Annotated in this window: 16 protein-coding genes; 14 read left to right on the forward strand and 2 right to left on the reverse strand. The window is 46.2% G+C overall.

Translation table 11 applies throughout. The annotated features are described in order from the left end of the window. Positions 1-13: 13 nt before the first annotated feature. The 9 genes from L0992_06780 (at position 14) to L0992_06820 (ending at position 15,064) form a co-directional block, all read left to right on the forward strand. A complete protein-coding gene (locus L0992_06780) occupies positions 14-3,385 on the forward strand; it encodes a cellobiose phosphorylase (GenBank protein ID XGB68384.1) in 3,372 nt (1,123 codons plus the stop codon). Positions 3,386-3,480: 95 nt separating this feature from the next. Further along, positions 3,481-4,470, forward strand: a complete 990-nt coding sequence (locus tag L0992_06785; protein ID XGB68385.1) for a LacI family transcriptional regulator — start codon at positions 3,481-3,483, stop codon at positions 4,468-4,470. Positions 4,471-4,477: 7 nt separating this feature from the next. Beyond that, positions 4,478-5,725 carry an extracellular solute-binding protein gene (locus L0992_06790; GenBank protein ID XGB68386.1) on the forward strand — a complete coding sequence of 416 codons (1,248 nt, stop codon included), beginning with the start codon at positions 4,478-4,480 and terminating at the stop codon, positions 5,723-5,725. A gap of 22 nt (positions 5,726-5,747) precedes the next feature. Continuing rightward, positions 5,748-6,623, forward strand: coding sequence for a sugar ABC transporter permease (locus L0992_06795; GenBank protein XGB68387.1), 876 nt, complete (start codon positions 5,748-5,750; stop codon positions 6,621-6,623). A 2-nt stretch (positions 6,624-6,625) separates the two neighbouring features. Next, positions 6,626-7,447, forward strand: coding sequence for a carbohydrate ABC transporter permease (locus L0992_06800; protein XGB68388.1), 822 nt, complete (start codon positions 6,626-6,628; stop codon positions 7,445-7,447). Continuing rightward, positions 7,447-7,932 carry a hypothetical protein gene (locus tag L0992_06805; GenBank protein ID XGB68389.1) on the forward strand — a complete coding sequence of 162 codons (486 nt, stop codon included), beginning with the start codon at positions 7,447-7,449 and terminating at the stop codon, positions 7,930-7,932. Before L0992_06800 ends, L0992_06805 begins: the two co-directional genes overlap by 1 nt. A 3-nt stretch (positions 7,933-7,935) precedes the next feature. Beyond that, positions 7,936-10,092, forward strand: coding sequence for a glycoside hydrolase family 3 C-terminal domain-containing protein (locus L0992_06810; GenBank protein ID XGB68390.1), 2,157 nt, complete (start codon positions 7,936-7,938; stop codon positions 10,090-10,092). Positions 10,093-10,353: 261 nt separating this feature from the next. Continuing rightward, positions 10,354-14,427: an ATP-dependent RNA helicase HrpA gene (hrpA, locus tag L0992_06815; GenBank protein ID XGB68391.1), complete on the forward strand. Its 4,074-nt coding sequence runs from the start codon at positions 10,354-10,356 to the stop codon at positions 14,425-14,427. A gap of 142 nt (positions 14,428-14,569) precedes the next feature. Beyond that, a complete protein-coding gene (locus tag L0992_06820; protein XGB68392.1) occupies positions 14,570-15,064 on the forward strand; it encodes a porin family protein in 495 nt (164 codons plus the stop codon). 151 nt (positions 15,065-15,215) lie between these two features. Here L0992_06820 and L0992_06825 read toward each other — a convergent pair whose 3' ends face one another. Together L0992_06825 and L0992_06830 are read right to left on the reverse strand one after the other, a co-directional pair. Continuing rightward, complete coding sequence (locus L0992_06825; GenBank protein ID XGB68700.1) at positions 15,216-15,998, reverse strand: hypothetical protein; 783 nt, start codon at positions 15,996-15,998, stop codon at positions 15,216-15,218. Beyond that, a complete protein-coding gene (locus L0992_06830; GenBank protein ID XGB68393.1) occupies positions 15,919-16,710 on the reverse strand; it encodes a hypothetical protein in 792 nt (263 codons plus the stop codon). The genes L0992_06825 and L0992_06830 overlap by 80 nt, the downstream gene beginning before the upstream one ends. Before the next feature lie 554 nt (positions 16,711-17,264). Between L0992_06830 and L0992_06835 the strand changes: the two genes are divergently transcribed. From L0992_06835 to L0992_06855, 5 genes are all read left to right on the forward strand, one after another. Further along, positions 17,265-18,050, forward strand: coding sequence for a TetR/AcrR family transcriptional regulator (locus L0992_06835; protein XGB68394.1), 786 nt, complete (start codon positions 17,265-17,267; stop codon positions 18,048-18,050). Between the two features lie 170 nt (positions 18,051-18,220). Continuing rightward, positions 18,221-20,668: an MMPL family transporter gene (locus tag L0992_06840; protein XGB68395.1), complete on the forward strand. Its 2,448-nt coding sequence runs from the start codon at positions 18,221-18,223 to the stop codon at positions 20,666-20,668. 44 nt (positions 20,669-20,712) lie between these two features. Further along, positions 20,713-21,504, forward strand: a complete 792-nt coding sequence (locus L0992_06845; protein ID XGB68396.1) for an outer membrane lipoprotein-sorting protein — start codon at positions 20,713-20,715, stop codon at positions 21,502-21,504. A gap of 9 nt (positions 21,505-21,513) precedes the next feature. Continuing rightward, positions 21,514-22,722 carry a hypothetical protein gene (locus tag L0992_06850; GenBank protein ID XGB68397.1) on the forward strand — a complete coding sequence of 403 codons (1,209 nt, stop codon included), beginning with the start codon at positions 21,514-21,516 and terminating at the stop codon, positions 22,720-22,722. 255 nt (positions 22,723-22,977) lie between these two features. Then, positions 22,978-24,087, forward strand: coding sequence for a GGDEF domain-containing protein (locus L0992_06855; GenBank protein XGB68398.1), 1,110 nt, complete (start codon positions 22,978-22,980; stop codon positions 24,085-24,087). The last annotated feature ends 71 nt before the right edge of the window (positions 24,088-24,158 follow it).

Below are 24,158 nucleotides of genomic sequence, written 5' to 3' on the forward strand. Positions count from 1 at the left end.
GGAGTAAAGCTTTATGCACCACATTCAACCTGGATCACAAATGAGCGTTGGCAACGAAAGCCTAAACCTCACATTCAACGCAGATGGCGTACTAGGCGCAATTCGCAGTGATCGTTTAATGGTGTCTTTGTTCGATACGCCTGACTCAGAAATGGCTATCTCGAATGTATTTCTTCGTGTTAAAAGCGAAGGTAAATTAAATGTCACACCACTGCTTTTTTTTAATAACAAGATTGAAACGTTTAAGCAGAGCGATGGTTCATTACAGTGGGTAACAACAACGGAAGACTTTGAAGCTGTTGTGTCGATTAAAACGGCTGGCCATGCGTTTTTCTACGATGTGAGCATTACCAACCTCTCTTCATTGCCACTGACGTATGACCTGATTTACGGTCAAGACATAGGTCTTGCGGATGAAGGCGCAGTTAAAACCAATGAACTGTACTGCTCTCAGTACCTTGACCATCAAATCTTTGAAAACCAAATGGGTTACGTGGTTTGTAGCCGTCAGAACTTGCCTCAATCTTCAGGCAACCCGCGCATTCAATTGGGTTCTCTTTCTCCTGTCGTTGGCTACAGCACCGATGGTTTCCAGTTCTTTGGTAAAGAGTTCAAGTTAACAGGTGAGGCCGTAGCATTGAACGCGCCGCAACTTGCAAACCAAAAATATCAATATGAGATGGGTTACATCGCGCTTCAAACTGAAGAGATCACGCTTGCAGCAGACTCGTCTAAGGAAGTGGTTTTTTATGGTGTTGTCACTGCGGACTTCCCGAAATCAAATTCGGGCGAGCCTATTGAACTGGAAGAGATTACAGCTAAGCACGCTCAACTGACGTTATCTGAAGAAATGGAACGTGAGCCTTTATCTTGTGTGCACCAACCTAAAGGCGAGTACCTGCTGGGCGAAAAGCTGAGCAAGAAAGAGATCACTGAGTTCTTCGGTGATGATCAAACGTTCGCGGACGTTAAAGACGGTGAACTGCTTTCATTCTTCTACGGCGACAACAAATACGTGACGCTGCCAGAAAAAGAGAAGCATCTAGAGCGTACAACAGGTCATGTGATTGCGTCGGGTAATAACCAAGATTACCAGCAATCTATCATGAGCTCGACTCACTACATCGGCGGTGTTTTCAACTCACAGCTGACGCTTGGTAATACTTCATTCAATAAGCTGTTGGGCGTGTGCCGAAACCCGTTAAACCAATTCACTCATGCAGGGCAAAGAGTATGGGTTGAAGTGGATGGAACCTTCCGCGTATTGGGCATGCCTTCGGCTTACGAAACTGGCCAAAACTATTCACGTTGGATTTATAAACTATTTGGCGGCTACCTAGAGATCGTTTCGTTCTCAAATGCACAAAACCCAATGATTCAGCTAGATATCACTAAGCACGGTATTGAGGCTCCGCTTTCAATCAAAGTGTCACACCAACTTGTTTTTGGTAACAACGAAGGTGAAGGCAGTGTAGAGATTGCAAGAGATGGCGAACTGTTCACAGTGACAGGCAAAAATGAACTGATTGATCAATTCATGCCGCAGCTGAGCTATGGTCTTGCAGTGTCAGGCATGGACGTAACGGCGGAAACGATCGGACGTGCGGAGTCTGATTCAGTGGAGTACTTGGTACTGAACGGTTCTCTTGAAAGCCACTGTTCTATCGCGATTGGCGGTAAGACGGGTGCGCTAGACACTACCGCACAATTTATGGCGTTTGAGGCGGAACGCGAGCAATACCAAAAAGGTATTCAGTCACTGACCAAAGGCTTCAGTGTTGACTTCAGTGAAGACAATGGCAACAGCCAGCGCATCAATACGTGTCTGAATTGGTTCACTCACAACGCCTTAGTTCACTACTCAACACCACACGGATTGGAGCAATACTCTGGAGCAGCATGGGGTACGCGCGATGTGTCTCAAGGCCCATTCGAACTGTTTATGTCGATGCAGGAATACGCAAAGGCAAAAGCGGTACTAGAAGAGATCTATAGCCACCAATACCAAGAAACGGGTACTTGGCCTCAGTGGTTCATGTTCGACCAATACGCAACTATTCAACAAGAAGAAGCGCACGGTGACATCGTAGTATGGCCGCTCAAAGCTCTAGCTGATTACCTAAATACGACGGGCGACATCAGTATTCTGGATGTTGAACTGCCGTACACGCTAGCAGAAGAAGGCTTTGTAAAGAGCGAAAGCAGCTTCACGTTAATGCATCACGTACAAACTCAAATCCAGCATATGCTTGATAACCTTGTACCTGGCACATCACTCTCTTGTTACGGTGATGGCGACTGGGACGATACGCTACAGCCAGCGAATCAATCACTGCGTGAGAACATGGTGAGTGGTTGGACAATTCCATTAACGCTACAAGCGCTTAAAGGTATGTACCAAGCCCTTCAAGGTAGTGAACATCAAAACTACGCCGCTTCTTTGATGGAATTGGCCGACAAGATGGAAAGCGATTACCACCACTACTTGATTAAAGATGGCGTGATTGCAGGCTTTATCCACTTCGATCGCGATGAAGAGGGGAGCGTTAAGCAAATCGAACACTTGCTGCATCCATCAGATCAAAAAACGGGTATCAACTACCGACTATTGCCAGCAAGCCGCTCAATCATTTCAGAAGTGTTTGATCCAGAAATGGCAAGCTCTCACATGGAGATCATTAAGCAAAACCTTGTGCACCCTGACGGAGTTCGCTTGATGGATAAAATGGCTGAGTACAAAGCAGGTAAACAGAGCTACTTTAAGCGCGCAGAACTGGCAGCCAACCTTGGACGTGAAGTGGGCCTTCAGTATTGTCACGCTCATATTCGATTCATCGAAGCGCTGTGTAAGTTGGGCGACGCGGAAGCAGTATTCGACAACCTGTACAAAATTATCCCTGTGGGTATTCAAGACCACGTGCCAAATGCTGAGCTTCGTCAGTCGAATGCATACTTCTCAAGTTCAGATGCGAAGTTCAATGACAGACCAACGGCTTACGACAACTTTGACCAAGTGAAAAACGGTGAGGTTGCGGTGAAAGGTGGCTGGAGAATCTACTCAAGTGGTCCGGGTATCTATGTGAATCAACTTATCTCTAACGTATTTGGCGTTCGATTCTCGAACAACGATCTCATTCTTGACCCAGTAATCTCTTCGCGAGTTGGTCAAACGAAGATTCACTTCGAGCTTGATGAGAAGCCAATGACCTTAGTTATCGATTTGGTTGAAGGTTCACACACGCCAAAAGCAATTTCGATAAACGGTGAAACGGTGCCATTCGAGCTTACTGAGAACCGCTACCGCTCTGGTGGCGCGAAGATCTCGCGCGAATGGTTGCTTCAGAGATTGAGTAGTGAAGAAAACACCCTTCATATCTCCCTTTAATAATCTGTTGGGCTCAGCGATGGGCCCAACTCAAAGGCTGAGCATGAGAAAAATGCAAGGTGTGAAGAGCTGGGCTCTTAAAGGAAATAAGTGAAATGAAAGTGACCATTAAAGACGTAGCTAAAAAAGCGAATGTCTCCATCGCAACCGTTTCGTACGCAATGAATGACTGCAATCGTGTCAGTGAAAAGACGCGTCAGCATGTTCTCAATATTGCTCACGAGATGAACTATGTCGCTAACACCAATGCTAAGCAGTTGAAGCAGCGTCGTAGCTATGCCATCGGCCTGTTTCTAAATAACTGGTTTGGTCCGATTTACAGCGAACTTGTCAAAGGTATCGAGAAGGTCTGTCACCAGCGTGGCTATGATGTCGTGGCTTGTAGCATGTATGGCAATGAAGACTCTACGGCTCACAAGTATATTCGAGACCGTGTTGTTGATGGCGCGGTGGTGTTAACTAATTCATTTGATACCGAGTTTCTAAAGTCGGTCGCAGGTCCAGATTTCCCTATGGTGGTTCTAGACCGAGAAATAAGTGCTCCCGGTATCTATAACATCCTAATCGACAACTTTGGTGGAGCATTCAGTGCAACCAAAGAGTTGGTGCTTAAGGGCTGCAAAGACATCTACTTCTTCACTGGGCCAGAAGACTCATACGATAGCAAGAAGCGACTGGATGGCTACATCTCAGCTTTGGGTTATTTCAATATGCCGGTTAAAAACCATCATTTGATCAAAAGCGACTTCACAGAAAAGACCGCTTACAAGCAGATGAAGGATTTATTGGAACAGGGGCGCAGACCCGACGCGGTATTTGCGGCCAATGATGAAATGGCGATCGGCATAATTCGCGCAGCGAAGCGTTTTGAAATAGACATCCCGAGCGAAATGAAGCTCGTCGGTTTCGATAATATAAGAATGGCAGAGTTAATGATTCCGAGTTTAACCACCGTTACCCATGAGAAAGAGGGGATGGGGGAGCTTGCAGCATCAACATTAATCAATGCGCTTGATGAAAAAGCCAAAGACTCAAAAGCATTAACGATTTTGCCAACCTCATTAATTTTACGTGAAACTCTGTAGGATAGTTATGAAAAAGTGGTTGATTGGATGTGTGCTTGCGCTGAGTTCGCAAGTGTCACTCGCAGATAATACCCGTATCGAAGTCATGACCCCAGTGGGTAACTACATGGACTTTGTCCGTTCTGAGTTAGTTCCTGAGTTCAAAAAAAGATATCCCAACGTAGACGTAGTCGTATCAAACGATGAAAACCTAGAAACCCGCATGGCAGCAGGTGATGTGCCAAACCTATATGCAGGTGTATTTGGTTATCAACCGGCGAAATACGCAAAGATGGGTAAGCTCGCTTACTTAGAGCAGTTCGAAGGTTTTAATGCGATGGAGGATAGGATTGCTCCTGTTTTCATGCAGAAAAACTATGGTCGAAACTACTACATCCCTTGGAATGCGACAACGACGCTGATGCTCTACAACAAAGAGCTGTTCATTGAAGCAGGATTAGACCCAGAGAACCCACCTCAAACCTGGGATGAATTTTTACACGCGGCAGAAAAGATCAGCCAACTGCCTCCAAGAGCAGATGGCAGCCCTGTGTACGGCACCGTATTCTGGAACGAAGCACTGTCTTGGGGTAGCTGGTACTGGAGCATGCTGGCTCAGATGTACTACAACTTCAACGATGGTCAATACGGCTTGCTTAATCGTTTCGGTACCAACCCTAATTTCGATAGAGAAGAAGCGAACCTAGCGCTGTTCTTTGAAACCATGGTGAAGGCGCAGCAGTATGCTCCACTGACCATGGAGAAGAACTTCTTCTCACGTACCATTGGCATGTGGCCACAGTTTGGCTTTGGTTGGAAAGCAAACCTAACCGAAGCGGCAGGTAAGCCGATGGTGGTGGGTGAAGATGTTGGACTAGCACCGATTCCAACGCTGAACAAAGGCGACACTTCATACTCCACACTGGATGGCCGTGCTCTGATGATCTTCAAAAACAGCGTTGAGAAAGAGCAGCTGTCATGGGCGTTCTTGGAGTTGATGATGGAAGACGAGTTTAACCACAAAGCCAATGTGGCGCTGGGACAACTGCCAACACTGATCTCGCTAAAAGACCGACCTTACTACAACACATCAGAAGCCAAACCATTTGTTGAGCAACTACCAAATGCAAAATTGAATGAACCTTTTGCACTGTCATCAGACATGGCGGGCGTCATTCTTGAGCAGTATTCCAAAGCTGTGGTTAAGCAAGATGTTTCTGCTGAGGAAGCGGTAGAAGCAGCAGCGAAGCAAGCTGAAAAACTCATTAACGAATAGTGTGATAGGTCTAAGTGAAACTATGAAAAAAGATAACCTCATAACCGGCTACCTGTTCCTTGCTCCATGGATTGTGTACTTCGCGGTCTTTTTGATTTACCCGTTCTTCTTGTCGTTTGAGAGTAGCTTTCTCAGCGTAAACATCTTGATGCCAGAGAACACCAAGTTCATCGGTTTAACCAACTGGATTACTGTGGTGACGGACTTCTTGTTCTGGAAGTCGTTGTTCAATGTGGTGTTTAACCAAGTCATCTTCGTGACATTGAGCTTCGTGATTGGACTGGGTTTGGCCTTGCTTCTCCACGAAATCAAATTTTTGTCGAGCATGTTCCGTACCATCATGTTCATACCAGTAGTGACCTCGATTACCGTAGCTATGATCATTTTTGACTTCATATCAGGTCCTTCTGGTCCAATTCAAAATACTATGGTGGGCGCGAATCTTCTCTCAGAGCCAGTATTTTGGAAGTTTGAAGAGTGGCTACCAATGCCTGTGATTGCGGTGTTCAGTGCCTGGAAGTGGTTTGGTGTTCAAATGATCATCTTCCTTGGTGGTATCGCCAGCATCGACAAATCTCTGTTCGAAGCCGCTGATATTGATGGTGCATCGTGGTGGCGTAAGACTAAGAAAATTACTCTGCCGATGATCATGCCGCAGATCGTGTTTGTGATGACAATGAACATCATCAATGGCCTACAGATGTTTATCGAAGTGTTCATGAACTTCGACTTAAACGGTGGCCCTTACCAATCGGCACTCACTCCGGTGCTCTACCTGTACCAAACCGGTTTTGAGCAGATGAAGATGGGTGAAGCTTCAACCATTGGCTTAATGCTCGCTTGCGTAATTTACCTGCTGACGATGATGCAGTTAAAAATCACCAGTAAGGAAGACTAATCATGAATGCTGATAAGAAAAAGAACCTACTGATTTACGGCACACTTCTGGTTGCCACCCTTATTGTGTTGTATCCGTTCTTCTACATGGTGATCAACTCATTTAAGACCGGCCCAGAGATCATGCACAGCCCGAACAGTTTGCCAAAAGAGTGGTCGTTTGCTGGCTACATCAAGGTGTTTGACTCAGTGAACTTGGGGAGAGTGTTCTTCAACACCATCTTCATCTCAGTCACTGTCACGGTACTGAACACATTGTTCTCATCGATGGTCGCGTATTCGATTGTCAAAACCAACTTACCTGGCCGCGAGTTTTGGCTGAAAGTGATTCTTGGTTCGATGATGATTCCGGCGATTCTGTTCACTATCCCGACTTACATGATGATGTATGAGTGGAACTGGATTAACACCTATCGTGTGCTGATCATTCCGGGTGCCATCAGTGCATACAACATCTTCTTGATGGTGCAGTTCATGAAGCAGATAGACAACGCCTACTTGGAAGCGGCACGTATTGATGGCGCGAGTGAGATGCGTATCTTCTTCAAAATCATTCTGCCAATGATGCGACCAGCTTTGGCAACGGTCGGTATTCTAACCTTCATGGGGGCATGGAACGATTTTATGGGACCGCTGCTTTATGTACGCGATGAATCACTCATGACACTTCAACTCGCACTGTACAACTTTAAAACTGAAGTACCGGGTACCAACTTAGAACAATTGTGGGCGATGACTACCATGATTGCAGTACCTGTTGTGATTGTCTTTTTCTGCCTACAGAAGAACTTTATCAAGGCATTTACTGGTGTAGGGGTTAAGTAATGAAAGTATCGACAGGATATAAATTATTAGCGCTGGCCTCGGTTGTTTTAATCGCCTACGGTTCGGCGTGGTTAAAAGCCTATTCACTATCTGAAAACTACTTTGCATACGCAGAGCAGCAATACAATCAAGGTGAATTAGTGACTGCGTTAAAAGGGATGAACAAACTCGAACTCAGAATTGAAGATGAGTACTTGGGGGGCTATCAGCAGGTGATTGAAACTTGGCGAAACGCAACGCTTGGTCCTAAGCCTGATGCTTACTACGAGTCATTAGAAAAGCCTGTATTGATCATTGAGCAACTTAATGAACAGCAGTTAATGGAGTTCATCGAGATCTACGTTCAGCTTGATTCTCGATATGTACCAACGGCGGCCGACCAATTACGACGCTTAGCGAAACAGTCTGGTAATGATGCGTTATACCAAGAGATGACTGAGTTTCTAACCGAAGCTTTCCCACGTTATAAAATGAAAGAGATCTAATTGATGGCTCTATACAAAGACAGCTCTGCGAGTTACCAAACTAGAGCGAAAGATTTACTGACTCAGATGACGCTTGCCGAGAAAGTGGGTCAGCTTTGCCAATCGCCAATGCTAGATTATGACGACAACAAGCAAGAGTACTTGATGAAAGTAGAGCAGGGTGCGTATGGCTCACGCATCCTTGCTGACACGGCGTGGGCGGGTAATGCGCCGGGTGAATCGGTTGATCCGCACCAGCTCAATGAGATCCAAAAGGTGGCGATAGAAAAAAGCCGCCTTGGGATTCCCATCATATTCGCTCGCGATGTGATTTATGGTCAAAAGACAGTGCTGCCTATCCCTCTAGCTCAAGCATGTTCTTGGAACCCAACACTGGTTGAAGAAGCTTACGAGTGCATTGCGACTGAGGCGGCTTCTCTAGGTATCAATTGGACCTTTGCGCCAATGCTCGACATCGTTCGAGATCCGCGTTGGGGCCGAGTTATTGAGAGCTCTGGTGAAGACCCATACTTAACCAGTCAGTTTGCTAAATCCGTGGTGAAAGGTTTTCAAGGTGACGATCCTTCACAACCCAATAAGCTGGTGGCGTGTGCCAAACACTTTGTTGGCTATGGCGCATCAGAAGGTGGTCGTGATTATGACACGACTGAGTTGAGCGACAACACCTTGCACAATGTACATTTGCCGCCGTTTGCCGCAGCAGTAAAAGCGGGTGTCGCGACAATGATGTCTGGTTTTAACGACCTTGGTGGTACACCAGTAACAGGCTCTCGTCCATTAATTCGAGACTGGCTCAAAGGCGAGCATAAATTTGATGGCATGGTCGTGAGCGATTGGGGCTCTATTTCCGATTTGGAATACTTCCAAGTTGCGAAAAACCCATTGGCTGCGGCGTTAAAGGCACTATCTGCGGGGGTTGATATGGCGATGACCCACGAAGCATACGAAGACACCCTTGAAGATCTGGTGAAGAACAACCCTAGCTTGCAAGAAAACCTAGATGAAGCTGTCTACCGTGTGCTGTTAACTAAGTTCCGCGCTGGGCTGTTTGAACGACCATACATTGACCCTGAACTGCATAAGAGTGTGCTGGGTCTCGAAGAGCATAAGCGCAAGGCACTGGAGTTAGCGCAAGAAAGCATGGTGTTGCTTAAAAATGATGGTGACTTGCTACCGTTAAACTCACAAGGTTTAACCATTGCTGTGATTGGCCCTCATGCTCATTCACAGAGGCAGCACCTTGGTTCTTGGTGTTTAGATGGCAATGCGGAAGACGTTGCAACGATTGCCGGTGGCATCCAAGTCGCAGCGCCAGAGAACACCATAATTACTGATTCAAGCGCATTCAGTGATGACATGATGGAGTGTGCGCATCGCAGTGATGTAGTTGTGCTGTGTGTCGGTGAAAGCCATCGCCGAACGGGAGAAGCACGCAATATCGCTGAGCTTGTGCTGCCACCGGGCCAAGAAGAGCTCATTGAAGCCATTGGCAAAACGGGCAAACCTCTGATTGTGGTTCAGTGTACAGGCAGACCAGTACCATCACCTAAGATTGAGCAATACGCTCAGTCACTGGTTTATGCATGGCAAAGCGGCACAGAGACAGGCAATGCGGTCGGTAACTTACTGTTTGGTCATAGTAATCCGAGTGGCAAGCTCACCATGACAGTACCAAGAAGCACAGGGCAAATTCCGATGTATTATGGTCGCAAGCCTATTGGTAAAATGCGAGCGTATCAAGAGTACATGCCATATAAGAATGAGCAAGATACACCGCTTTACCCATTCGGTTTCGGCTTAAGCTACTCGCAGTTTGAATATGGGAAATTGACTGCGGTGACGCCTGAAATTACAGAGAATGAGAACCTAATTGTCGAGGTTGAAGTTGAAAACACCTCTGCGATTGCTGGGCAGGAAGTCGTTCAGTGCTATATCTCTCGCCAAGTCTCTTCGACGACTCGTCCACAGAGAGAACTGAAAGCCTTTACGAAGTGCTGTTTAGAAGGGCATGAGCGCAAAACGGTTAGGCTTGAGATTGATGCTGAGGATCTGAAGTTCTACGGCAGCCAAGCGTGCTTTATGTTTGAAAAGGGAGAGGTGGATGTGTTTATTGGTGGAAGTAGTTTAACAATGAACTCAGTGGCAGTTCACTTTTTGTAAGACATTTGGTCAAGCTACAATAACTTATCTAAACTAAATAGCTCGTTTGACGTAAGTTGTTAAAATATTGGAAAAGAGATTGGGTCATACCAATCTCTTTTTGTTTGTAAGAGGTTGCGATGCGAGTGCAAATGCGTATAACAACTAGCACCTGAGCTTCGATAATTTAAACAACTCGTCGAAGCGGCTTTCCATTCTATACTCGGGCTCACTTGTGGTACAATCGCGCGAGTTTATATAAGAGAAAGAATAGGACACGCTGTGACTTCGTCTCCGGAAAAAGCAGACCCAAATAAGCATACTGCGAACAAGCAGAACCATGACGCGAATTCAAACGCGACATCTGACTCCTCTGCTAATCAAGCTAAGCAAAACCCAAAACAAAACCAAAAATCAAAGCAGCAAGCACCCAAGACTAGCGCATCTCAAAATAGCCCAGCCTCTCTTCGTAAGGCCTTAAATGAGTGCATGATGCGCGACCGCTTCCGTTTAAGTAAGCGTATCTCTGGTGCAAGCCGTATTAAGAACGAACAATCTAAGCATGCTGTTTTCGATGAAATCGCATTAGACATTGCCAAGTCGATGATGACGGCAACCCAGCGTGCTGCGCAAAAACCAACGATTGAATACCCAGAAATTCTCCCTGTTAGCCAAAAACGCGACGACATCGCGAAAGCCATTGCTGAAAACCAAGTGGTTATCGTGGCGGGTGAAACGGGTTCGGGCAAAACAACTCAGTTACCAAAAATCTGTACTGAGCTTGGCCGTGGCCGCTTTGGTCTAATTGGTCACACTCAGCCTCGTCGTCTTGCGGCGCGTTCGGTTGCGAACCGTATTGCTGAAGAGATGGAAACACAGCTGGGTGAGTTTGTTGGTTATAAGGTTCGATTCAACGACCAGATTTCTGACAACACACAAATCAAATTGATGACCGACGGTATTCTACTGGCGGAGATTCAACACGACCGTTTCTTAAACCAGTACGACACCATCATCATCGATGAAGCGCACGAACGTAGCCTGAACATCGATTTCATCATGGGTTACCTGAAAGAGTTGCTACCAAAGCGTCCTGATCTGAAAGTGATCATCACGTCGGCAACCATCGACCCAGAGCGTTTCTCTAAGCACTTCAATAATGCACCAATCATCGAAGTGTCTGGCCGTACTTATCCAGTAGATACGCGTTACCGCCCATTAGGTGGCGATGAAAGTGATTCAGACCGTGACCAAATCGAAGGCATCTTTGAAGCGGTTGATGAGCTGTGCGATGAAGGCCTTGGCGATATCTTGATCTTCATGAACGGTGAACGAGAGATTCGTGATACAGCGGATGCACTGAGTAAACGTAACCTGCGTGATACTGAGATTGTTCCGCTATACGCTCGTTTATCGGCGGGTGAGCAGAACCGAATCTTCCAGTCTCACACTGGTCGACGCATCGTTCTGGCGACCAACGTGGCAGAAACCTCGTTAACCGTTCCGGGCATCAAGTATGTCATCGACCCGGGTACGGCGCGTATAAGCCGTTACAGTTACCGCACCAAAGTACAGCGCCTACCGATTGAGCCAGTGTCTCAAGCGAGCGCAAACCAGCGTAAGGGGCGTTGTGGTCGTGTTGCGGAAGGTATCTGTATTCGTCTGTACTCTGAGGAAGATTTCGAGTCACGCCCAGAGTTTACTGATCCAGAGATTCTTCGCACTAACCTAGCGTCTGTAATCCTTCAGATGACAGCGCTTGGCTTAGGTGACATTCAAGCATTCCCATTTGTTGAAGCGCCAGATAAGCGCAACATTCAAGACGGTGTAAGGCTGCTTGAAGAGCTTGGTGCGATCGCGACCGTTGAACCGTCAGCGAACAAAAACAAGAAGCACGGCGATGACAAGAAGAAGCTCACGGCGATTGGTCGTAAGCTAGCGAAGTTGCCTATCGATCCGCGTTTAGCGCGTATGGTGATTGAAGCACCACGCAACCGCTGTCTACATGAAGTGATGGTTATTGCGTCGGCACTGTCGATTCAAGATCCACGTGAGCGTCCGTCAGACAAGCAACAATCGTCAGATGACAAGCACAAGCGCTTCTTCGATAAAGAATCTGATTTCATCACGTTTGTGAACCTATGGGATTACATTAAGCAGCAGCAAAAAGCGTTGTCGAGTAACCAATTCCGCAAACAGTGTAAGCAGGATTACCTGAACTATTTACGCATCCGTGAATGGCAAGATGTGTACTTCCAAATTCACCAAGCAATGCGTGAATTGGATACCAAGCTAAATACAGAGCCGGGTAGTTACGATGGCATTCACATGTCTTTGCTATCAGGTCTGCTTTCACACATCGGTATGAAAGACCAAGAGAAGAATGAATATCAAGGAGCACGTAATGCGCGCTTCCATATCTTCCCTGCGTCTGGCCTATTTAAGAAACAGCCTAAGTGGATCATGTCTGCTGAGCTGGTGGAAACCTCAAAGCTTTGGGGCCGTGTTATCGCCAAGATTCAACCGGAATGGATTGAACCACTAGCGAAACACCTGATTAAGCGCAGCTACAGCGAACCACATTGGTCGAAGAAGCAAGCGGCGGTAATGGCACACGAGAAAGTGATGCTTTACGGAATTCCAATTGTTCCTAAACGCCTTGTGAATTACGGAGCGATTGACCCAACCGTCAGCCGTGAGTTGTTCGTGCGCAGCGCGTTGGTAGAAGGTGAGTGGGAAACCAAGCACACCTTCTTTAAGCAAAACCGCAAGCTACTGCAAGAAGTGGAAGAGCTTGAGCACAAGTCTCGTCGTCGTGACATCTTGATCGATGATGATGAGCTGTTCGATTTCTATGACCAGCGTGTTGGTGAAGAAGCGGTTTCAGGCCGTCACTTCGATACATGGTGGAAGAAGACCAGCCAGAAAACACCAGAACTGCTTAACTTTGAAAAGTCGATGCTATTCAGAGGCGATGCTAGCCACGTTACTGATTTGGATTACCCGAACTTCTGGCACCAAAATGGTATCAAACTAAAACTGAGCTACCAATTTGAGCCGGGCGACGACAACGATGGTGTAACGGTACACATTCCGCTGCCTATCTTGAACCAGATTGACCAGAACGGTTTTGATTGGCAGATCCCTGGCCTACGTCAGGAATTGGTGATTAGCTTAATTAAGTCGTTACCTAAAACGCTACGCCGTAACTTTGTACCTGCGCCAAACTACGCTGATGCGTTCTTGGCTCGTGTTACACCGTTAGAAGCGCCGCTGTTGGATTCTCTTGAGAAAGAACTGCGCCGCATGACAGGTGTTGAAGTGGTACGTGATGACTGGAAGTTAGACCAGATTCCAGAGCACTTAAAGGTAACATTCCGTGCCGTGGATCATCGCAAGCGTAAGCTGAAAGAGCAGAAAGACCTGCATGAGCTGAAAGAGAGCCTGAAAGACAAGGTTCAAGAAACGCTTTCTAAAGTGGCAGACGATGATATCGAACAGCAGAACCTGCACACGTGGAGCTTTGGTGAGTTACCGAAAGTCTACCAACAGAAGCGCGGTGGCTACGATGTGAAAGCCTTTCCAGCGCTGGTGGACACCAAAGACAGCGTAGAGATCAAACTGTTTGAAACCGAGCAAGAGCAGATCTCGGCAATGAAATCGGGTCAGCGTCGTTTAATCTTGTTGAACGTGCCATCGCCGATCAAATATTTGCACTCTAACTTGCCGAACAAATCGAAACTTGGCTTGTACTTCAACCCATACGGACAGGTACTCGATCTTATCGATGACTGTATCGCTTGTGGTATTGATAAGCTGATTGAAGAGAAAGGCGGTTTGGTTTGGGAGCCAGAGCAGTTTGAAGCACTGAAAGAACACGTGCGTGCAGAGCTGGGTGACACCGTTGTTGAGATTGCTCAACAGGTTGAAACCATCTTGACCACGGCATTCAGCATCAGTAAGAAGCTGAAAGGGCGTGTTGACCTTTCTATGGCATTCGCACTTTCTGACATAAAAGCTCAAGTAGAAGGTTTGATTTTTAAGGGTTTTGCCACAGAATGTGGATGGAAACGCTTGCCAGATATTCTACGCTATATGAAGGCGATAGAACGTCGCATGGAGAAGCTGCCTATTGACCCGAACAAAGATCGTTTACACATGATCAAAGTTGAGTCAGTAATGAATGATTACAAAGAACTGCTGAATAAGATTCCAAAAGGGATCGCGGTTCCAGAAAACGTAAAAGAGGTGCGTTGGATGATAGAAGAGCTTCGTGTAAGCTTCTTCGCACAGCAGCTCGGTACGCCTTATCCGGTGTCAGATAAGCGTGTTAAAAACGCTATTGATGCTTGCTAAAGGAATATAGTTAGACGCAACGGCAAGGTTTAGGTATAAATCTTGCTTGTTGCATGAGTAATTGAATAGTTATTACATACAAGGCGACTTGGTGGCAATTTATTACCACTCAAGGCCTGCCACTAGGACGAAAAGGTCGAATATGAAAAAAACGTTATTGGCACTAGCACTGCTAGGTGCATCTTCAACAGCTATGGCTGATTCTTGGTTGTACGGCGGCGTAATGGGTGGTCAAAACTCATTCGCTGGCGAAGATGAGAATGCAGTGGGCATCCATGTGGGTACAGGTATCCTTCCACTTATCGGTGTTGAAGCGGGTTACTGGGATCTAGGTTCTTTCGACAACGTTAGCTACGGTAACCGTGCTAAGCAAGGTGTTGACGTAAGCACTGCTTACCTAGCAATCAAACCAAGCATCGACTTCGGTCCTCTACACGTATACGCGAAGGGCGGTCTTCACTCTTACGAAGTGAAAGGCGATAACTTCAAGCAAGACGATATAGACGTAATGTTTGCAGTTGGCGCAGAATACTTCATCTTTGGTCCACTATCTGTAGGCGCTAGCTACCAAAACTTCAAAATGAAAGATGACGACTCAGGCGTTTTCTCTCTAAACGCAACTATCCACCTACTGTAGTTAATCAGTAAGGCGATCGTAAATAACGGTCGATTAGTCGCTAAAGAGTTCGTAAGAATTCATAAAAATGCCAGCTTAATAGCTGGCATTTTTGTATCTGTTAACCGTGGTGTCGTTGTTCTGCTTTCTTATAACAGATAGCGCTAGGCGGCTACTTCTTACTGTTTAGAATCTGTTGGATGCGCGGGTTCAGTGCTTTACCATGTTGGCTTTCGTACTCTTCGCGCTTCAAATCGTTCAAGTTTTTCACTGAGTTCGCGGCAAGAAGGAATTGCGGCAATTCCGTTTCTAACATGCCTTTCTCATCTAAACGTTTTGCTTCTAAGTAGTACTTCTTAAACAGGCCATCAAGCTTGTTTTCCGCAGTGCGCTTCAAATCGTACAGCTTGTTTTGAATCAGCCATTTTTCAATCTTGTTCACGGCAGTGCGAGACAACACTCGAATGCGGCTGTCTAGCAGTTCTTCTTCCGTCAAAGAATCCTTTAGAATCCAAAGCTCACCCATTTGCGGCGGCCAGCTATTGCCAAGTTGAATACGCTCATGGCAGTGCATTAGCACGCGGTTAAGGCCATCAGAATCAACAGAGTTAGCAAACTCAATGAACTTACCACTTGGCTCACTGCCGTATTGGTATTCCCACTGTGTTTCGTACACGCTCAAGAAAGAGCCGAACACGTGAATACACCAATCGGTCAGCTCTAATTCAGCTGGATCTTGATCAACAACAGGCACTTGCTGAGACGCACCACTGCTAGCAGCGTTTGGTGTCGCTACTTCAGTGTTCTGCGCTTCAATAACGTCAGGCACTACGGGATCTTTAGGCAGCACTTTCGGAACAACAGGTGAAGCTGGCTCAGAAGGTTGGCTTTTTGCCTTTTTGAATGAGCTGCTGCCTGAAGCGTTCAGATGGGCTAAGCTTTTGTCTATACCCATTTCCTTGAGCTTGTCCTGCATTTCCTGAATATTGAGAGGTCTTCTGCTGTTGTTGTCTTTCATTTTGCTTCTCGTTAACTAACCAATACTGCAACTTAGATTCGATGCGAGATAGTGGCATGAGTTCATTGGCTTTGGCTTTATACCAGAGGACAAATTTCTTCCATACTAAACTATGTTCACCGGCAAGGCCGGAGAATTTAAACGCGCGTTCTGCCCATGATGGTATCTCTTCTTCGTTGAGATCATGAGTAGAGACGGTGTTGCTGTTCATTGAGCCTCGGCCTTGTGGGCGAGGGGCATGCTGCATGTGTTGCATTGGCGCCGGAGCAGGCTGAAACTTGGGTGCAGGTGCAGGTGCAGGTGCAGGTGCAGGTGCAGGTGCAGTAGAGTAGACCGGAATACTATTGGTCGGTTGAACCTCAACGTGCGCCGTAGCTTGCTTTTGCTCAATGAGCATTTTGAAAACGTGAATCTCTTTTTGATCTCGATAATCTACTTTCACCTTATCGAGGAAACCTTGGTCGACTAAACACTTAAGGCAGTCGGCTAAACCAAACGTAGATAGAGCACAAAGCTGACCTGCCGTTTGCAGGCACACATTGGTGTAGCCGAATTCGTCAGCACCATCTGCAAGCATCAATAAAACCAGCTTTTCTGCCGGGCTAGAAGTATTCACTTGCCAAGCTAAATAAGAATATTTGGCGCTCAATATCGTGTTCTCAAAAAAGGTAAGTCGTTGTCACTATTGTAAGTCACCCCTTACCGAATTTATAGCAACTTAACAGAAAACGACATTAGTAAGCCAAATATTGACCATAAGGAGAGGTCTGCCCCAAAAAGTAAGCCTACACTCATTCATTCTAGGTCAGAAGGTGGCTAAAGGTGGGTTTTACGGCCGTCTTTTTCGGGTCTGATTCTGCACTAAGGCTTAAAATAACGTGGTCTATTAACGTAAAGAATGAGCTTCTCACCTTTCGTGTTCTCTTCATGAAAGCGCCTATCTTCTCTCTCTAGTGAGTGTTGATGATTTCTCTATCTACTTATTGACATATTTATCCATCCATTCATAAGTTATATTTAATTTATAAAACACCTTGATATGATCAATATTTACGCTATTATGACGATAAGTCAGAAATGACGAAACGTCACAAAATGGTTAACTACATGAATTTACTATTCGTGTTAATATATTGGATAGGAGTGTTTTAAATACTGGCGAAGCTTAGATGATAGCTAAGCTAAAATACGGACTGAGAAATTATGTTTGGCTTTGGTTGTAAAGGCGATAAACAAGGTATCTTTGGTTGCAAAGGCGTGTTGTCTAAAAAGCAGCAGTCTATCGCAGACCGAGAAGTAGAGTTGATGTTGTTAGCAAAAGATCTGGTTCGAGAACAAGGGTTCGGAAACCTCACGATGGATAAGCTAACGGCCGCGAGCTCTTATTCTAAAGGTACGATATATAATCACTTTTGCAGCAAAGAAGACGTAGTTTTAGCCTTGTGTATTCACTCTTTAAAGACCGAGGCATTGATGTTTGCTCGTTCTGGAGAGTTTGAAGGCAACTCACGCGAAAAGATTGTCGCATTGCACGTTGCGTACCGAGTTTATGCTCGTATGGAACCGGTATTATCAACTTGCGCGATTATGGCGAAAAGCCCGTGGGTACTAGAGAAAGCCTCCAGTGCACGCGTGGCCGAGATGAATCAATTAGAAGAGATCGTTATCGAACAAGCGGACCTGCTCGTCAATCAAGCAGTAGAAGCCGGTGACCTAAAGTTCTCTTCTGGCGTGGGTTCAGATGCCATCGTGTTCGCCAACTGGTCAATCGCATTTGGTTCAAATGCTTTGTCTCAGAATGCTTCAAACAGTCATTGTATCAAGCGGTTACAAGACCCGTATTCAGTATTACATAACGCGAACATGATTTTAGACGGCCTCAACTGGCAGCCCCTTTCGAGTGATTGGGATTACCGCAAAACCTGGCGCCGTGTAGAACAAGAACTGTTCAGCGAAGAGATCGCTTACTTAGAATCAGTAGGTCGATAGCTTCTATTAAGCCCACTCATGTGGGTTTATTAATAACCATTTTTGACGATTCGTCACAAACTTGAGATTAACCGACTGTAGTTTTGGTTTCTTGAGTGTTTGACTAAGAATTGTGTCTTTTGTCAGCTTCGGCTGGCTTTTTATGACACAAATATGACGAATCGTCACAAATGGAGACTGTGATGAAACATGACAGCCAGAAGCCCGCTTTCGATCAGCAAAATCGAGATAACCGTAATGTCGATAACGCAAACGCTGATCTAAATAACAGTTGGCACTCAATACCGACCAAGCGTTCGTTTATCGTTCTGCTGGTGGTTTTTTCAATCATCATGCTCTCTGCTTTTGGGGCAAAGAACCTCTACTTTAGAGGGGACTACAACATCTTCTTCGAAGGCACCAACAAACAGTTGATGGCGTTTGACGAGATCCAAACTACCTTTGCAAAAACCGACAACCTCGCGATTGTTGTCGCTCCTGAAGATGGCAATGTCTTCACCCCAGAAACTCTCACCCTAATTCAAAACCTCACGGTCGATGCGTGGCAGATCCCGTACTCAAGCCGTGTCGACTCCCTTGCCAATTATCAGCATACCGAAGCGGTTGAAGACGACCTCTTGGTCGAAGACCTGCTGTATGAAGAATACGAGCACACACCAGAGCGAATCGCCAAAGTAAAACAGATCGCCCTCAATGAACCTCTGCTTAAAAACGCATTAGTCTCAGCCTCTGGCGATGTGACGATTGTGAACGTCACCGTGCAATTGCCTGAAGTGGATAAAACTGCGGAAGTGCAAGAAGTAATCGCGGCTATCAATACTATGATCGCCAAGTACCAAGCCGATTACCCGAATGTCGAATTCCATAAAGCGGGCATCATCGCCATGAACAACGCATTTATGATGTCGGCTCAAGAAGACAGCTCAACACTCGTGCCGTTAATGCTGTTGGTGGTGTTGGTGTTCCTAACCTTTATGCTGCGCTCGTTCTTTAGTGTGGTGGCGACCTTAGTTGTGATTATCTCTTCAATTGTTGCCACCATGGGGTTGTCTGGCTGGGCAGGGATGTTCCTCAGCACCGCAACGGTCAACGTTCCGACCTTAGTGCTAACCCTTGCCGTTGCTGATTGTGTTCACGTAATCGTGACCATGAGACAAGCCATGCAACGCGGGATGGAGAAAGCACAAGCCATTCAATACAGCATCAAGCTCAATGCGATGCCTATTCTGATCACCTCAGTGACCACCGCAATTGGTTTCTTGATGATGAACATGTCGGACTCTCCGGTATTACGAGATTTCGGTAACTTGTCTGCATTGGGTGTGATCATCGCGTGTATCCTCTCTGTGACTATGCTTCCTGCGTTGTTAAAACTGTTGCCAGTTAAGCGCTTGCCAGTAAATCCAACAGCGGCAGGTAATGTGACCTTCATGGATAAACTGGGTGACTTTGTGGTAACCAACCGTAAAGCACTGCTGCCTGTTTCAACGCTTGTGATTGTTGGTGCTGCCGCATTAATTCCACTCAACAAAGTGAACGATGAATCGGTGAAGTATTTCGATACCTCAAGCGAATTCAGACAAGCGGCCGACTTCATGGAAGAGACGGTAAGCGGCATGACCACCATCAGCATCGCGGTTAAGACTAACGAGTCTCAAGCGATTGCTGATCCTGTGTTTTTGCAAGCGATTGGTGACTTTACTGAATGGCTACGCGTTCAACCAGAAACCGACCATGTGGCAACGCTTTCCGATGTTTACATGCGTTTGAACAAGAACATGCATGGCGATGACGACAGCTACAACCAATTGCCGCTTAACCGTGAACTTGCCGCGCAATACCTACTGCTTTACGAGATGTCTCTGCCGTATGGCCTGGACTTAAACAACCAGATCAACGTCGATAAGTCATCGATCAAAATGGTTCTTACTGTCGATAACCTTGGCAGTGTTGAGCTAGTCGAACTCGAAGAGCGCATTTACTCATGGTTTGCAGCCAATGCACCTCAGTATGAAGTCGTCGCGTCGAGCCCATCACTGATGTTTGCTCACATTGGTGAAACCAACATGGCGAGTATGCTATCGACTCTGCCTATCACCTTAGTGCTTATCTCTGGCTTGATGATCTTTGCGTTGCGCTCAGTTCGCTTGGGCATGATCAGCCTAGTGCCGAACATTGCACCTGCAATTATTGGCTTTGGTTTATGGGCGCTTATCTCTGGTGAAATCAACCTTGGCTTATCCGTCGTGGTCACGCTCACTCTGGGCATCGTGGTCGATGATGCGGTGCACTTCTTAAGCAAATACCAGCGCGCACGATTAGAAGGAAAATCAGCGGAAGAAGCGGTTCGTTACGCTTTCCACACCGTTGGCCGCGCATTGTGGATCACCACAGTTGTGCTTGTGGCTGGCTTCTCTGTACTGGCGATGTCGAGCTTCAGACTCAATTCCGACATGGGCTTACTCAGCGCGATTGTGATTTTCATTGCGCTGGTGGTCGACTTCATCTTGCTACCAAGCTTACTGATGATCTTCGACAAACAAACTCACTACTCAAACAAGCATGACACTCAGTCACAGACTAATCCAACAGCCGAACTGACTACTTCGACCAAATAAGGAATCGTCAGCCTGCTGCGGTGGGCTGACTCAAGGAGAAATTTATGAAAATCGTTAAACAATCACTCGTTACTACATTATTCACACTGAGCACATTCGCCGCTTTCCCAGCGTTAGCAGACCCAGCGAAAGGCTTAGAAATTGCCGAGCAACGCAAAGCCGTTGATGTCGGGTGGGGCGATTCTGTCGCGACCATGGAAATGCTACTGCGCAACAAACAGGGCGAAAGCAGCACACGTCTAATGCGATTGAAATCATTAGAAGTGGATGACGATGGCGACAAAGGTTTGACCATTTTTGATGAGCCGCGCGATGTAAAAGGCACGGCTTTCTTAAACCATTCGCACATCACTAAATCCGATGACCAATGGTTGTATCTGCCGGCATTGAAACGTGTAAAGCGCATCTCTTCACGTAACAAGTCGGGTCCGTTTATGGGCAGTGAATTTGCTTACGAAGACTTAAGCTCGTTCGAGCTAGAAAAGTACACCTTTAACTACATTGAAGACGCGAAGCTGGAAGGCGTAGACACCTTTGTTTTAGAGCAAGTACCGACCGATAAAAATTCAGGCTATACCATGCAGAAAGTATGGCTAGACCAACAATACTACCGCCCAATTCAGGTCGAGTTTTACGACCGAAAAGGCGCATTGCTGAAAACCTTGTCGTTCCAAGACTACAAACAGTACCTAAACCAATACTGGCGCGCGCACACCATGTCGATGCAAAACCATCAAACAGGCAAGAGCACCGTATTAACCACAACAGATTTGGCGTTCCAGACCGGTCTTAAAGACAAGGACTTCCAAAAAAACACGCTTAAACGTGCTAAGTAAGGCAAGAATATGAAAAGGATTGTGGCAACAGGAACCCAGTTATCCTTAACCTTGGCAGCGACCGTTGGGCTTATGCAGGTGTCGTTGCCATGTGTAGCAGCTGGCTTTAGTCCGGATCTCGCAGGGCAGGTTAACCTTGAACATAGGCAGTTTTTTAGTGACGGCTTACAAGGGCAAGACAAAGGACAAAGCTCACTGGTGTTGCAGCCAGAGTTTTACTGGGAACAAGAAGAGGGCAATGGCAGCTTTACCTTCACCCCGTTTTATCGCCTAGACAGCGAAGACGATGAGCGAACTCATGGAGACATTCGAGAAGCTTTGTACCTAACCTATTGGGATGATTACGAATTACGAGCGGGTGTTGGAAAGGTATTTTGGGGCGTAACCGAATCGGCGCACTTGGTGGATGTGGTAAACCAAACCGATGCCATTGAATCGGTCGATGGTGAATCCAAGCTAGGTCAGCCTATGGTGCACTTCACCTCGATAAAAGACTGGGGAACCATAGATGCCATGTTACTGCCGTATTTTCGTGAACGTACCTTTGCGGGCGAAGACGGACGCTTAAGGCCAACGGTGCCCGTTTCGGATGATGCGCTTTACGAATCTTCGCGAGAAGAAAAGCTCGTTGATGTGGCGCTGCGCTATAGCCAAATGTACGGCGATTGGGATGTCGGTTTAAGCTATTTAGGCGGCACAAACCGCGACCCTTATTACCGTGTGGAAGGCACTCAGCTCAAGCCATATTACGCACAAATGCAGCACTTTGGGCTGGATGTGCAAGGCATTATTGGTGACTGGTTGTGGAAGCTGGAAAGCATTTATCGCGACAGCTACGACAACCACACCGGCGTAGCAACAGGTTTTGAATACACTTGGGTTGGGGCGCTTGAATCGTATTGGGACATCGGCTTCATCGCAGAATACTTGTATGACAGCCGAGGCAATAACGCGCAAACCATCGGCCAAAACGATGTGTTCCTAGGCGCGCGTTTCGCCTTGAACGATGAAGACGGCACCGAAGTGCTGACTGGCATCACTCAAGACTTGGACAACAGCGATGTCTATAGCGCTAAGCTAGAAGCCTCAAGTCGTATCAATAACAACCTCAAGTGGCGATTGAATGCGTGGTTGTTTGAGAATGAAACCCCAGAGGACTTGTTGTTCTTCGCTCGCAAAGATGATTTTGTCGAAGTTGCGTTGGAGTATTATTTTTAGTATTTATACAGAGTTAGCCTTTCCAAAAAAGTTAGGTATTTCCAACAAGTTAATGGCGGTTTTGTGGGGCGTTCTTGTTAAGGGGAGCGTCTCAAATTTAAGATGAGCCATATTTAGAATGTTCAAAGTCGCCTTTTTATAAAATAGAGCAAACAATCGAATAGACCCACAGGTAGAATGGTTATATTTTTCGAATATCTATAGCCTCCGAATATGCATGTAAATTGTGCTGGCGGTATCGACCCTAAGGGATTTATGAATTCATTTAATTGGGATACAAACTTTGAAACAGGTATTGGTGTTGTAGACGAACAGCATCAATACCTTGTTGGTTTTATCAACCACTACGGAAACCTGTTGTCGGAGAATACAATTTCTATCGATGACATGAACGTCGCTTTGCTTGACCTCACACGTTATGCCGAATTTCATTTTAAAGAAGAAGAATCTTTGATGAGAGAGCGTGGCGTTTATGACTTACACATTGAAGAACACGTCAAAGTTCATCGCGTGTTTATGCAAGATATCTACAGCATGCAAGCCTTCATCTTGGAAGAAGATCAGGCGTCAGCACGTCAGTTGTTGGACTTCCTCATCCATTGGCTTGCTTATCACATCCTTGGTATCGACCAAAACATGGCACGACAAGTGGCGGCGATAGAAGAGGGCGCAACACCTCAACAAGCCTTTGAAGCAGAAGAAAAGCAGCAAGACTCTTCGACCATCCCTTTACTGGCCGCGCTTAAAGGCTTATTTGAACAAGTCTCTGAACGAAACAAACAGTTGTTACGCTTCAACCAGTTACTCGAAGACAAAGTCGAGGAACGTACCGCAGAATTGAAACGAGCGAACAAGAAGCTTGAAGAGCTGTCGTTAACAGACTCACTCACTAATTTGCCTAACCGTCGCTGTGCTTTTAAACAGTTAGCAGTGCATTGGCAAGATTCAAAAGAACTTGGCGTACCTTTGGTGTGCATTATGATTGATGCAGACCACTTCAAACGCATTAATGACACCAGTGGTCATGATGCAGGCGATTTGGTACTAAAAACCCTCTCGCGCGAACTAAAAAACACGTTTCGTAATGATGATATTGTGTGTCGATTAGGGGGCGATGAATTCTTGGTGATTTGCCCAGACACCGACCTTAAAGGGGGCATGCACATCGCAGAAACGACTCGACAGAAAGTGTCTGAATTAGAGGTCGAAACCGGCAACCAAGCTTGGATTGGTAGCATCAGTGTCGGTGTGGCTGAAATGACCCAAGAATTCGAAACCATGAATGAATTGATTAAAGCGGCTGACGAGTCCGTTTATTTAGCGAAAAACGCAGGGAAGAACAGCGTTTGTTCTATTCAAATCTAGCGTTTAGGTCACTTCCAAATTAAGAAGTGGAACCTGTAATTGTTCCACTTCTTCCTACTCCTCATTAATAT

The sequence above is a fragment of the Vibrio pomeroyi genome (genome assembly GCA_041879425.1).
Taxonomy (GTDB): Bacteria; Pseudomonadota; Gammaproteobacteria; order Enterobacterales; family Vibrionaceae; genus Vibrio; species Vibrio pomeroyi_A.

Excerpts from the sequence above, each read along its gene's own strand:
- L0992_06780 (XGB68384.1), top strand. The coding sequence starts at position 14 with ATGCACCACATTCAACCTGGATCACAAATGAGCGTTGGCAACGAAAGC.
- L0992_06785 (XGB68385.1), top strand. The coding sequence starts at position 3,481 with ATGAAAGTGACCATTAAAGACGTAGCTAAAAAAGCGAATGTCTCCATC.
- L0992_06790 (XGB68386.1), top strand. The coding sequence starts at position 4,478 with ATGAAAAAGTGGTTGATTGGATGTGTGCTTGCGCTGAGTTCGCAAGTG.
- L0992_06795 (XGB68387.1), top strand. The coding sequence starts at position 5,748 with ATGAAAAAAGATAACCTCATAACCGGCTACCTGTTCCTTGCTCCATGG.
- L0992_06800 (XGB68388.1), top strand. The coding sequence starts at position 6,626 with ATGAATGCTGATAAGAAAAAGAACCTACTGATTTACGGCACACTTCTG.
- L0992_06805 (XGB68389.1), top strand. The coding sequence starts at position 7,447 with ATGAAAGTATCGACAGGATATAAATTATTAGCGCTGGCCTCGGTTGTT.
- L0992_06810 (XGB68390.1), top strand. The coding sequence starts at position 7,936 with ATGGCTCTATACAAAGACAGCTCTGCGAGTTACCAAACTAGAGCGAAA.
- L0992_06820 (XGB68392.1), top strand. The coding sequence starts at position 14,570 with ATGAAAAAAACGTTATTGGCACTAGCACTGCTAGGTGCATCTTCAACA.
- L0992_06825 (XGB68700.1), bottom strand. The coding sequence starts at position 15,998 with ATGGGTATAGACAAAAGCTTAGCCCATCTGAACGCTTCAGGCAGCAGC.
- L0992_06835 (XGB68394.1), top strand. The coding sequence starts at position 17,265 with ATGTTTGGCTTTGGTTGTAAAGGCGATAAACAAGGTATCTTTGGTTGC.
- L0992_06840 (XGB68395.1), top strand. The coding sequence starts at position 18,221 with ATGGAGACTGTGATGAAACATGACAGCCAGAAGCCCGCTTTCGATCAG.
- L0992_06845 (XGB68396.1), top strand. The coding sequence starts at position 20,713 with ATGAAAATCGTTAAACAATCACTCGTTACTACATTATTCACACTGAGC.
- L0992_06850 (XGB68397.1), top strand. The coding sequence starts at position 21,514 with ATGAAAAGGATTGTGGCAACAGGAACCCAGTTATCCTTAACCTTGGCA.
- L0992_06855 (XGB68398.1), top strand. The coding sequence starts at position 22,978 with ATGAATTCATTTAATTGGGATACAAACTTTGAAACAGGTATTGGTGTT.